The organism is Acinetobacter sp. A47 (genome assembly GCF_000805455.1).
Taxonomy (GTDB): Bacteria; Pseudomonadota; Gammaproteobacteria; order Pseudomonadales; family Moraxellaceae; genus Acinetobacter.
In genome coordinates, this window is record NZ_JSUS01000001.1 from 1 (window position 1) to 13402 (window position 13402).

Here is a 13402-nt window from a genome sequence, read left to right on the forward strand (position 1 = left end):
TGCAGTTGAATCAACTGGCACAGTGACCATCACGGGTACCCTGACCGGTATTCCTGCAGATGCAGCAACGGCTGTGGTAACACTCCTCATCAATGGCGTGACTTATACTGCAACAGTTGATGCAGCAGCAGGAACATGGACTGCGGATGTGGCAGGTAGCGACTTGCTGGCAGATAATGACAAGACCATTGCAGCGACAGCGACCTTTACGGATGCTGTAGGTAACAGCAGTAACATCCTTGATACGCAAGTCTATACCGTGGATATTACGCCACCGGATAGTGCTACAACGACCATTACGATTGATCCGATTACCGGGGACAACATCATTGATTCGGCTGAAGCTACCGTCAACCAAACCATCAGTGGTACGGTTAGCGGTGAGTTTACAGTAGGTGATGCTGTTATCGTCAATGTAAACGGCGTAGAGATCACAACGACTGTTCAAGCTGGCGGAGTATGGAGTATTTCAGTTGCAGGTGCAGAGCTGGTTGCTGATGTTGACAAGACCATCAATGTAACTGTGAAGGCCACTGATGCAGCAGGTAACGTCGGTAATGTGACCGGTGATGTGACTTATACCGTAAATACCGGTACCTTGATTGCTTACGATAACATTGGACATGCCGTACTTAGCCCGCAACCTTCGTTGGTTCAAGATGATGTGAGCTTGGGTAGTACGTCATACCTGTTGTTAACTTCATTGGCGGGAATTGATCTTCAACTTGGCGGTAACTCGCTCGGCTTTGAAGTACAAGCTGGCCATGAAGGCACTGTAACCTTCCAGTACAGCGGTTTAATTGATGCAGCATTGTTGTCAGATTACAAACTGGTAGTTCAAAAATTCAATACGACCACCAACCAGTGGGAATCTCTCCACGGCGATAGCGATGCATCACTGATTAGCTTGCATCTGTTGGGTCTGGGTGTCGGTAATGTTCCGGGCGCAGTGCTTGAAGGCCTGGAAGCAGGACAATACCGTGGCTTCCTGACTTATGATGGCTTATTGGGTCTGGGTGTACTTGGTACCTTGTCTGCAACCATGGATGATTACGACCTGTCTATCCCGGGTGGCTATGAAGTCGGCAATGCGCAAGGTAACGTGATTCTTGATCCTGATCCAACAGGACAAGTCGATCAAATCACCTCGACAACCATTGTGTCTTCTGTAAACGGTCATCCGATTGATGCAGATGGTGAAACCTTCACCGGTTTATATGGAACGATTACGTTCCATCAAGACGGCAGTTACACCTATGTACCATTTGCTGATGGTTCAGGTGTAGGCCATACCGATCAGTTTACTTATACCCTGACTGATCCGGTCACAGGTGCGACAACACAAGCCAATCTGAATATTGTGTTTGATTCGATCCGTGCTGCAGACAATCTGGTTGAAGTGGAAATCAATCCGCAATATCAATTGGTGGGCACAGAAACAGATTCAGCATTCTATGGCGTATTGCTCAATGTCGGAAATCTGGTCGACCTGCAACTTCTGACGGTGGATACGGTAGATTTCAATGTCGCAGCCGGACAAGAAGGTGTTGCAACATTCAGCTTCAACAGCCTGATTGGTGCATCGGCACTGGGTAACTACAATGTTGTCTTGCAAAAATACAATGAGGTTACCGGTCAATGGGAAGCTGTAAATGGTACGGGTGACCGTTCATTATTGAATCTCACCTTATTAGGCACAACGCCAACCGCCCAGATCGCTGGCTTGACTGAAGGTGAATATAGAGCATTCTTGTCCTTCAATGGCGCAGTTGGCGGTGCGATTGGCGTTACTTTGAATGGTGAAGTCAACCTGTATAATCCTGCGGTAATTACCGGATATGATGTTGTTGCAGCGCATGGTAACTTGATCTCTGATCCAAATACCAATGGCGCAATCGATATTGCCACTCCAAACAGTGTCATTAGCGAAGTTAATGGTATTGCAGTAAATGCATCTCCAACAACGATTAACGGCATTCACGGTACGTTGCAGATCTATGCAAATGGTGACTACACCTATACACCAAATCCTGACAGTGCTGGTTTAGGACAGGTAGATCAATTTACCTATACCTTGCGTGATCCGGCTTCAGGCACGACTTCACAAGCTACCTTCTATGTACATCTAGATAGTAAAGTTGTGGATATGAACTGGCCTGCAGATCCGTCACAACCTGCAACTGTCAGCATTGTTGCAGCAGATGATGCTGTAAATGCAGGAATTGCAGCGCAACCTCATCTTATTGAAGATGACCGCGCACTGGGCAGTGCAACTTACCTGGCATTGCTATCGTTGGCGGGTATTAACTTGCAGGCTCCGTTACCATTCGTGAACAGCACAGTGAGCTTCAATGTCGCTGCGGGTGAGCAAGGAACGGCAACCTTCAAATACAGCAGCCTGATCAATGAAGGTGCATTGGGTGATTACCAGCTGGTTGTTCAAAAATTCAATGCAACAACAGGACGCTGGGAATCAATTACCGGTAGCAGTGAAGCCTCTTTACTTAACCTCAGCGTGTTGGGTATTGGCCTGAATGCTACACCGGGTGTGGTACTGGAAGGTCTGCAAGAAGGTCAATACCGTGCCTTCATGACCTATAACGGCCTCTATGGCAAGAGTATCCTCGGTACATTGACAGGTACCATGGATGTCTTTGATCCGGCACAGGTGGATTACACTGGTGTTGCGACCGAAGGCAACGTGATTACCGGTCTGGGTACAGGCACCAATGCCGATTCTGTTACAGGCTATACCGTAGTTGGTTCGGTTACCTTTAACGGGGTAACCACACCTGTTGACCTCACCAATGGTGCAACCATTGTCGGTCAGTACGGAACCCTGAAAATATTCGCAAATGGCGATTATATCTATACACCGAATAATACCAATGCGAATATCGGTCTGGTAGACCACTTCACTTACACCTTGTCAGACCCTATGGGCGGCAACCTTGCAAGTGCTAGTCTGGACTTCACTATCGGTAACAGCACACCTGTGATCGCAGTCGATGACCTTGCGGTTGCCGAGATCAATCCTGAATATCTGCAAATTGGCAACGATGTTGCGGTAGGCAGCCATGGATATCTGGCACTGGTATCGTTAACCGATAACTTTGACTTCCAGCTTGGCTCGGCGGGTGTGACCTTCACCTTGACAGATCAGACCCTGAACGATGTGACCTTCAATTACAGTGCATTGATCAGTGCAAGCCTGCTTGCCGACTATGTACTCGTGGTACAGAAATTCGATCCGGTAACCAACAAGTGGGTTGCTGTACATGGCACCGGTGATGCTGAATTACTGAGCCTTGCAGCCTTTGGCGGTAACACCGTGACATTGGACGGTTTAGGTGCAGGCCAGTACAGAGCCTTCATGACCTATGCTGGCAGTGGTGTCGGTGTCAGCCTGCTTGGTACGCTTTCTGTCCAGAAAGATGTCTATGATGCAACCAACATTACCGGATACAGCGTACAGGCGGCTGAAGGTAACGTGATCCATGACATCGGCCTAAATGGCCATGCCGATACTGCTTCTGGTTTTAGCAGTATTACCAGCGTTGAATTCAATGGTGTCGCACATGCCGTGAATGCCACTGGCGTAACCACGATTGTTGGTGATCATGGTACCTTGTCGATTTATGCCAACGGTAATTACAGCTATCAACCAAATGCCAATGCCAGTGGTGTAGGCCAGGTTGATCAGTTTACCTATACCTTGACAGATGGCGTCAATTCATCACAAGCGACCTTGTACTTCCATATTGATAGCGATGCTGTCGATATGACCTGGAACCCGACAGATCCGTCGCAACCGGCAGATATCGTGACTACACCGCTAGATGCGATTGATGATGTGGTTTCGGCAGGCATTGATGTGGTACCACAAGGACAACTGGGTGTTGCGGTAGGTTCTGCGACCTATCTGGTACTGGTTGGCTTGACTGAAAATCTCAACGTTTCACTGTTGGGCACACCAAGTGTGAAATTCAGTATCGCTGCCGGACATGATGCAGATGTAACGTTCTCTTATGCACCGACAGTTTCATTGTCTTTATTCAATGACTACAAGGTTGTACTGCAAGAAAAAGCGGCCGATGGTACATGGCACAATATCGATGGTGGCTCAAGCACAGGCTTGCTCAACATCGGTTTATTAGGTAGTGGTGGTATTGGTGTAACCGTACCTGACCTGGGTCAGGGTGAATACCGTGCCTTCATGGTTTACACCGGTGCGGGCATCGGTATCTTGGGTACCATGAGTGTGGTGAAAGATGACTTCGATTACACAGCAACTGCAACCAACAATGCAATTGTTGCAGATGGCAATGTGTTAACCGGCGATTCAATTACCTTGACCACACAGGTTTCAACTGTCACTTCGGAAGTGGCTGGTGCGCCTGTAGAAACAGTGGGAACCAACACAACGATTGTTGGAGCGTATGGTACGCTGGTCATTTCTGCAAATGGTCATTATACCTATACACCAAATACCAATGATCTGAGTGCGGTAGGCAAGGTAGATAGCTTTACCTATACCATCCGTGACGTTCTGACGGGTGCAACCGATACTGCACAATTGCATATCCAGGTGGGTTCACCAGATGCGAAAGTGGTTTGGGATACAGCCAACCCGGCAAATGACGGAGTGGTTGAGTTTGCTGCCAATGCGGATACGGCAGTGGCAACAAAAGACTTCTCAAATGCCAGAGATGCTGCTGTTGATGTCGATAGTCCGAATATCACCATCAGCCTGCTTGGTTCGACTTCGGTGACCTCAAACAGCTTTACGGTAGCAGCAGGTACAGTAGCCAATATTGATCTGGCAGCGGTCTATACTGCGCAGCCACTGGCGAGCCTGTTGCCAACAGTCAGCTATGTGATTCAACGCAGTACAGACGGCGGTGTAACATGGACCAATACCATCTACACCGGATCGCAAACTGCCTTGGGTAGTCTGGCAACGATTCAGGCGGGCAGTGTGGCCTTCCAGGACAATGTCGATTATCTGGCCGCAGGTCTGTATCGTGTTCAATACACCTTGCAAGGGGCATCTCTGGGTGCGACAACACTGGATACCAGTGTGACCACTACAGCGATTCATCTGGATCAATACCGTTCTGAATGGGTCAATGGTAATGTATTGCTCGGTGACAACATTGGTGGCGTTGCAGATACAGGCCTTCCAACACATGAAGGATACAAACTTCAGGTCTGGGACAGCGTATCAGCATCGTATGTGGATGCCGTTGGGCAAAGCATTAGCACCGGTAACGGTATCCTGATCATGCAGGCCAATGGTGCGTATGAATACCGTCCGAATGATGTCAATGTCACTACACACCTGTCATCAGCAGACAGTATTGATTACAAGATCATTTCTGCAACAGGTGTCGAGTCAACCTCAACATTGAACATCAACTTGACGCATTCAGATTACAACCTGCTTTACACCAGTACAGCTGCAAACGATACCTTCACAACAGGTACCGGTTCCGATACGCTGATCTACCAGATCCTCAATGGTAGTGCGGCATCGGCTGGCAATGGTGCCAATACGGGAGGTAACGGTGTAGATCACTGGACTGACTTTGTGGTTGGAAACACCAATGCCAGTGCGGCAAACTACAATGATCAGGCAGACAAGATTGATATCCAGCATCTGTTGGATGGCGATCAAAATGCACTTAATATCAGTGAATACGTCCGTGTTACAACCAGTGGTGGTAATACAACGATTGAGATCGACCGTAATGGCGATCCTGGTATCATTGGTAGCAGTACATATACACCGTTGATCGTACTTGAAGGGGTTACAACTGATCTGAATACCCTGTTAAATAACCATCAGATCATCTACTAATCCTGATTCCGTCATAGAAAAAGAGAACCTCCGGGTTCTCTTTTTTCATTTTGAGAAGATCATGAAAAACTGTGCTATCTTGTTTAAAACGCTTAAAAATTCTAACAACTGCATATATGACCATTACGACGATTTCAGCACTTGAACAACTCAAACATCAACTCAGCGCTTACTTTGAAAAGGTTCAGCAACATCTGGGTTTCACCCATACGGTTATTTTCATGTCTTATGGCGCAAGAACACAACGTTGCCAGGTCTGGAATAGTACCTTGACCAGCTTTCAGCAGGCCAAAAGCCAGTTATTTGCTTTTCTGGAGCAGCAATGGCATGAGCAGGGCCAACTCGACGAATTTTTAAAATTTGATATTGCGTATCATATCCGGCAGGAAAACTGGCAGGAAATCGTGCAACAGATCACCAGCCAGTTTCATAATAATCATTATCGTAAAGGCCTCAGTTTCGATGAACACTTCCATATCTGTTTTCTGGAACAGGAGCTTTATGGCAAGGCGATCATCCGTGGCTTGAGTTATGACACGCCCAATTTTGTTGATCAGGATAACCTGAATCACGGTATCCGCACTAAATATCCGGGCCAGCCTGTCAAGATACACTTAAATGAACTCCGGCAGGTATGGAGTTTTGATAGCCATGCGGTATTTTATGAAAATGGACAATTATTGCCTTTGCAAAGCCGCTTTACCGGACATGGAGTCCGCTATTTAACCGGATCAAAAAAACAACATGTTCGGCAGCTGATTGAGGCCAATAGCCAGTTTCTGCAACAGCAGATCCAGCCTGACGGACGTTTTGTCTATGGTTTTTTCCCCGCTTATGACCGTGAAATCCGCAGTTATAACACGGTTCGGCATTGCACCTCGACCTATGCCCTGATCGAAACGCTTGCAGTGCATTATCAGGCAGCGCGCGTTGAAAAAATCCGTCAGGCGATTGAATATGCCTTAAAACATTTTTATATCGAAAGGCAAACTGGTCTGGCTTATATGTTGGATGGCACAGATCCCGGCCAACTGCATGAAATCAAGCTGGGGGCCAATGCCGCTGCGATTTTAATGCTGAGTAAATATCAGGAAATCACGGCGGATGACCAGTATTTGGGCTATGCGCAGGCTCTGGCCAATGGCATTTTGTCGATGGTCAATGAAGCCGGGGAAACCGTGCATGTCCTGCATTATCCTGACTACAGCCTAAAACAGCAATTCCGCATTATTTATTATGACGGTGAAGCAGCCTTGGCTTTGTTACGTCTGTATCAGTTACAGCCCGATGAAAAGCTGCTTGCAACGGTCAAGCGCATGTTTGAACGCTTTATCGAACAGAAATATGACCGTTACCATGATCACTGGCTGAGTTACTGTTGCAATGAACTCACCAAGATTTGTCCTGAAGAAAGATATTTCCAATTTGGGATCAACAATTATCGCAGGCATCTGGTGTTTATCCGCAACCGTAAAACGGCCTATGCCACCTTGCTGGAAATGATGATGGCGGCTTACCAAATGTTATGCCGGATGCGTGATCTGGGCATGGATGAACTGTTTGCCAAGGCACAGTTTGAAGATTTAAAAAAGCTGATCGAGTTTCGCAGCGAGTTCCAGCGGAGTGGATTTTTCTATCCGGAAGTTGCCATGTATATGGCACATCCTGAAAAATGCCTGAATGCCTTTTACGTGCGGCATGACCGTTTTCGTGTGCGTATTGATGATCAGGAACATAATCTTTCCGGTTATGTGGCCTACCTCCAGCACTTCGATCAAAATGCTTGAGGATAAAACCCATGCGCCCATCCCAAGAGATCAAGATCATCAGCCAGATTGGCCATGAAGACTATCGGCACCCGCTTTGGCAGACTGAAATCGCGGGCGATTATGGTCACTGGATTTTAATCTATCTGACTTTGGAACAGATTGGCACCGGCCGGTTACAACCTGAAGACAGGGTGACAATAGCGCAGCCAGCGCTAGCTATACAGCAGTCCCAGCTTGAACATTTCTTGCCACAGGAAACGTCTGTTCTGGAGATATTGCAGTATTTAAGCTTTACGCCAAGCGCGGCAGTCCAGCAGCTTCTGGGCCATGTGCTGTTTGGTGACTGGCAGCAGGCGCAAATCGAAATGGCGCAGACAGCAGGGCAGTTTGGCTTGCATCTTGCCAAGGCGAAAGGCCATGCGCTGAATACCCTGCAAAGCCTGTCCGGCCTGGCACAAGCGATCTTTAGCCAGCCTCTGGCGCGATTACAGCAGGTCTTCGTCAAGACATTCAAGCTTGCAGGGCAGGAAATTGCACCCTTCAGTGCGGTATTGGGCTGTCATCAGCTTGATGCTGTTCTGGTGCTTTCAGATCAGCAGCAACATTATTATTTTTCGTATCGTCATGCCAATCAAAGTCTAGGTATCTTTTATCTTCTGGATCAACTGCACCGGATTGATCATCTGCTGCCGTATTACCATTATTTTGAGCCGGGACTATTGCCAGCCAAGCAAATTCAGGCAAAAAATGAGTGGGTCACGATCATCGGCGATACCTATTTCGGCGAGTTCTATAGCCGTAAAAGAAAACTCAGGGGAATGCAGGATGCGCTGCAACGTTATGGCTATGCGCACTCTTTTGAGCGGATCAAACATTTTTTCCACAAAGATGCAATCAATATTGCCAACTTTGAAGCCGTATTCAATCTTGATGACGATTCTGCGTTAACCGGCAAAAAAGCCTTTATTCTGGGCGCAAAACCTCAACCCACGCTGGCTGAATTTAAACGTATCCATCTGAATACCCTGTGTTTGGCCAATAACCATTTAATGGATTACGGCGCCCAAAGCCTTAAACATACCTTAGCGCTGCTAGACCGGAACGGGATCAATTTTATCGGGGCAGGCACCGATCAACAGCAGGCCCATCAATACCTGCACATTCATGGCCAACAACAGAATGTGGCGATTTTTAATGGCTATTGGCACCGGCAAACGGCTTATCAACAGCATGATTTTTATGCACTGGGCAACAGTGCTGGAGTGGCAGCCATAAATGCCGTTTTATTTGAGCAGGTCATGCAGTACCGGCAGCAATATCCGCAGCATAAGATCATTGTGATCTGTCATTGGGGCGTAGATTTTAAAAGCACCCATCCTGAACAGGAAAAACTGGCCGGAGTATTAACCCGACTGGGGGCAGATCTGGTCATTGGTCATGGGGCGCATACCATTCAGCCGATACAACGTATCCACCATAAACCGGTGATATTCGGGATTGGTAATGGCGTGTTTAATAGCAATGGCGAGTTTGAACAACATCAGGCCCTGCCATACGGGCTGGTGGTCCGAATCAATATCAAGGCGCAAAGTGTACAGCTTTATCCTGTCTTCACCGATAATTTACACAGCTTCTGGCAACCCTATCCTGTCAATAAAGAACAGTTTGAACAGGTATGTCGCTATTTGGCCCGGTCATTGGCACCAGATGATTACCTGACGGGGCAGGATGCCTTAGGTCACTATATACAGCTCAGCTTTTAGGGATAACGGTTATAATTGTTCAGCATGATACTCAGTTGCTCTCTGGTAAAACCCAGATTACGTCGGCCACCGCTACCCAGTTTACAATCATAGCTGCTCATGATATTGGTCGGAGTTGCCTTGGTGGCATTGGGTGTACATACATGGCCCAGCCCAAACGCATGTCCCATTTCATGCACACTGGCCGCTTGAATCTGGTAGTTGAGACGTTCCCAGTCAATTAAAATAAAGGGTTGTCCACGATTTCTGAACCCCCAGCTGGTAATGTCGGCATATTTGAGTTTATCGCCGTAAGCATCATAAATAAAAAACAGGACTTCCTTGCTTTTGCGACGTGGAAAACAGTTTTGAACAGCTGCAGGAATGTTATCGGCCATCAAGCTTTTCGGTTGATTTAAATGATTCGCCAGATCACATTTTCGCTTGCTAAAATCTTGATAAGAATAATAGCGGTGCATTTTAAATCTAAAGATTTTCCGGTTATTCTCATCAACAAAATAATGATTCAGGATAGCCAGTTCCTTATTCATCTGTTTTTTATGATCAAATCTTTGAGCCTCTGGCCGGTTAGTGGTAAAAACAAAGCTGACATTGACCACAGGCAGGTCATCGGGAATGTCTGATGGATATGTATATGGTGTGATTTTTACGGGGGGCTTTTGAGTGCTACACGATGCACCAAAGACCAGACATAATACTGCCAGTGCTGTGAACTTTAACCGCATTTTTGTTCTCTCAAGTCATTAGATTTTAATTATTGTTACGTGCGTTTTTGCATGATTTTGATCATCTTAGCAGATTTTTAGAGGTTGTATTGTGTCAGATACCAATGAACTACATCGGCAAATTCTGGAAGTGATTGCCCTGATTCCCTATGGCAAAGTAGCCAGTTATGGTCAAATTGCCAAGCTGGCAGGCTTGCCTAAACATGCACGTTTAGTCGGTTATGTACTCAGGCATTTAGATAAAGACAGTGAAATTCCCTAGTATCGGGTGATTAATTCTCAGGGGAAAATCAGTGTAACTCGCCTCAATGAGCGCGGCGAAAATGTCCAGCAGATATTATTAGAACAAGAGGGGATCTATTTATTAAATGGCAAGGTCAGTTTAAAAATCTTTGGCTGGCAGCCCTAAATAATCTCTGCATAGACTCTAATTAATCTCTTGAAATTATTTTACATGTTATTTACAATTCGATTACATAAAGTTACATTGTTGTTTTTGGTATTTAAATGAAAAAAATTTCTCTACTTTTCGGGGCTGTTGTTCTCAGTTTATCAGGTTGTGCCAGCATTATCTCAGGTAAAACCCAAACCATGACATTTCAAAGCACACCTGAGTTAAGTGATATTACAATTTTAAATCGTGACGGAAAAAAAATTCATGTGGGTAAAGCGCCAGTTACGGTCAGTTTAAATCGTGGTGCTGGTTTCTTTGTTCCTGAAAGATATACGGTTATTTTTGAAAAAGAAGGCTATGAAAAGAAAGAAATTAAAGTTACTCCGAGCATGAATGGCTGGTATATCGGGAATATTTTATTTGGGGGGGTAATTGGCTTGTTAATTGTCGATCCTGCGACTGGGGCAATGTATAGTTTAAATACAAAAGAAACCAATGTGGTTTTAAACGATTTAAACAAAGATAATCTTCAGGCAAATGCTCAAACATTAACAATTGTTTCCACGAATGTGCTTTCTAAAGAGGTTTTAGAAAAAGCTCAACCTATTGAATTAAAAACTCAATAATTAAAAAATAAAAAACATGGTAAAGGTTTACCATGTTTTTTTTATTTATCCATGAGTGTCTATTTTTTAGCGCACAATCAAGACTGGAATATGGCTTTCGGCTAAAACTTTCTGTGCCACACTTCCCAGTACAAACTGTTTAAAACCTGTGCGTCCATGTGAACCCATAATAATCAGCTCAGCTCCCAGATTTTGGGCGGCCCCGATAATTTCCTGATGCACTGCAAAACCTTCAAGAACCTGTGTGGCTACCGTCAACCCGAGTTCCTCAAACTTTTGTTCAGCCTTGTTCAGGTTATCCTGGACATAACCCCGGACACGTTCAATCAGGTCATTGCTTTGTCCCATACGGATATAGGCATCTGCCAGATAGGGATCTAATGTCATTACTTCAACAACGGTCAGTTCACTATTCAGCGCCTTCGCCAGTTGAGCTGCTTCACGAATAACATGTGCCGCAATTTCGGAGTCATCAATTGCCACTAAGATTTTTTGATAAGCCATGTTGTTACTCCTTATATTTATGATTTTGCATTGAATTGAGTTAATAAAATTTGCTTAATATATGAGCTATAACTCTATTCTAAACCTGTCATCATGAGAATAAAACCTAGTATTTTTATAGAGATAGGGGTGGCTTATAAGCACATGGTTATATTCAGGTTTTATTCCAGATACATGAAGTTTCTACAAATATGGAAGGCGCAGGAATGTATCACTGATCGGGTAGTCAGGATCAGGAGGTTGTCAGAAAATCGATTAAGCTCTGCACATCATCGGTTTGTAACTGTTCACGCATGTTTAAAATCTGCTTTTCATCCAGATCATAAAGCTTTAGAGACAGCAGTTTTTCAATGTCCTGTTCAGCAAAGCGGTATTTGATGATCTTGGCTGGAACACCACCGACAATCGCATAAGGCGGCACATCCTGAGTGACCACAGCGCCTGTTGCCACCACAGCTCCTTCACCCAGTTTCACCCCTTGCATGATCATGGCACGACTGCCAATCCAGCAGCCATCTGCAATCACTGTGTCGCCCGCAGGCAGAAAGCTGCGTGTATCAAAAGGAAAGGTCGAGAGCCAGTCGGGGCGGTGTAGTTGATTGCCACCCATCATAATCACACACTCGGCGCCGAAGCAGACAAAATTACCAATATGAAGTTGATCAATCGGTTTTTCGGGAGTGGACGGCTTATCATGTAGATAACGCACTACACAACGTTCAAAACCCTGATCCCAATAGGCAGAATAATAAGAATAGTTGCCCTTGATATGGATATTAGGATTTTTGACGGTTTTAGCAATAAACTCGAACTCGCACCAGTGCTTTACAGGAGAGTTGATGAATGGATCCATATCTTGATGAACATAACAGAAAGACAGCCTCGCCATTATACCTGCTAAAGTCGGGGGAGGCGTCAGTTGGAGAAAAATTTCCATATCCAGCCAAACAAACGCTGAATCTGGTTCGGAAATAAAAAACCGAACAATCCACAGAGAAAGGCTGTTTTGATGATGATTGCAACCGGATGCGCGGGGATCTCCAGATGAGGGGCCCATGCCATGCTGATTAAAAGGCCCAGAAAAATCCCGGCAATTGCATAGATACAGGCACTGATCAGTCGGTCTTGCATAACAGTCTCTCATTTTTATTGTACTGAGAAACAAGATGCCTGAAATAAAAGAACTCTTCAATAAATGAAGAGTTCTCTAATGAATACATCTGTCGCAGGATTAGAGATATTCCACGCTGACGATTTCATATTCAACTTCACCTTGCGGTGTCTGGATTTTCACGTCATCGCCTTCATTTTTACCTAAAAGGCCACGTGCAATCGGTGAATTGACCGAGATTTTATTGATTTTAAAATCCGCTTCGTCATCACCTACAATCTTATAGGTCTTGCGTTCTTCTGTATCCAGATTTTCAATCGTTACCGTTACACCAAACACAACACGGCCATTCTGCTCAAGCTCTTTGACATCAATTACCTGACAAGCACCAAGTTTGCCTTCGATGTCCTGAATACGGCCTTCGCAGAAACCTTGCTGTTCGCGTGCTGCATGATATTCAGCGTTTTCTTTGAGGTCACCATGCTCACGTGCCTCAGCAATTGCCTGCGTGATGCGTGGGCGCTCAACTGTTTTTAGCTGTTGTAACTCTTTTTCTAAGGCAAGCTTGCCTTCCGGAGTCATAGGATAACGTTGCATTTTGGTCCCCTCTAAATTGGTTGGGAAAATACAGGATTAAAAAAAGAAAAAGC

Annotated in this window: 8 protein-coding genes and 2 pseudogenes; 5 read left to right on the forward strand and 5 right to left on the reverse strand. The window is 45.5% G+C overall.

What is annotated here, in order from left to right:
- Positions 1-64 precede the first annotated feature (64 nt).
- From OC23_RS00005 to OC23_RS00015, 3 genes and pseudogenes are all read left to right on the forward strand, one after another.
- Positions 65-5860, forward strand: a pseudogene (locus OC23_RS00005) (BapA/Bap/LapF family large adhesin); the annotation flags it as partial.
- Between the two features lie 116 nt (positions 5861-5976).
- Positions 5977-7647, forward strand: a complete 1671-nt coding sequence (locus tag OC23_RS00010; protein WP_038341880.1) for a poly alpha-glucosyltransferase — start codon at positions 5977-5979, stop codon at positions 7645-7647.
- Positions 7648-7658: 11 nt separating this feature from the next.
- On the forward strand, positions 7659-9392 hold the full coding sequence (locus OC23_RS00015; RefSeq protein ID WP_038341882.1) for a CapA family protein: 1734 nt from the start codon (positions 7659-7661) through the stop codon (positions 9390-9392).
- On the opposite strand, the gene OC23_RS00020 is transcribed toward OC23_RS00015, so the two are convergent.
- Positions 9389-10117: a metalloprotease gene (locus OC23_RS00020; protein WP_038341883.1), complete on the reverse strand. Its 729-nt coding sequence runs from the start codon at positions 10115-10117 to the stop codon at positions 9389-9391. The genes OC23_RS00015 and OC23_RS00020 overlap by 4 nt on opposite strands.
- A gap of 91 nt (positions 10118-10208) precedes the next feature.
- On the opposite strand from OC23_RS00020, the pseudogene OC23_RS00025 reads away from it, so the two are divergent.
- Positions 10209-10526, forward strand: a pseudogene (locus OC23_RS00025) (MGMT family protein).
- 98 nt (positions 10527-10624) lie between these two features.
- The gene (locus tag OC23_RS00030; protein ID WP_038341885.1) at positions 10625-11137 is read left to right on the forward strand and encodes a hypothetical protein; all 513 of its coding nucleotides are present in this window, start codon (positions 10625-10627) and stop codon (positions 11135-11137) included.
- Positions 11138-11203: 66 nt separating this feature from the next.
- Here the strand turns inward: OC23_RS00030 and OC23_RS00035 are convergent, their stop codons facing one another.
- From OC23_RS00035 to greA, 4 genes are all read right to left on the reverse strand, one after another.
- Positions 11204-11641 carry a universal stress protein gene (locus OC23_RS00035; protein WP_038341887.1) on the reverse strand — a complete coding sequence of 146 codons (438 nt, stop codon included), beginning with the start codon at positions 11639-11641 and terminating at the stop codon, positions 11204-11206.
- A 232-nt stretch (positions 11642-11873) separates the two neighbouring features.
- Positions 11874-12494 carry a CatB-related O-acetyltransferase gene (locus OC23_RS00040; protein ID WP_038341890.1) on the reverse strand — a complete coding sequence of 207 codons (621 nt, stop codon included), beginning with the start codon at positions 12492-12494 and terminating at the stop codon, positions 11874-11876.
- Positions 12495-12556: 62 nt separating this feature from the next.
- Entirely contained in the window at positions 12557-12772 is a 216-nt protein-coding gene (locus OC23_RS00045) for a hypothetical protein (protein WP_038341892.1), read from the reverse strand.
- A 100-nt stretch (positions 12773-12872) separates the two neighbouring features.
- Positions 12873-13349, reverse strand: a complete 477-nt coding sequence (greA, locus tag OC23_RS00050; protein WP_038341894.1) for a transcription elongation factor GreA — start codon at positions 13347-13349, stop codon at positions 12873-12875.
- Positions 13350-13402 lie beyond the last annotated feature (53 nt).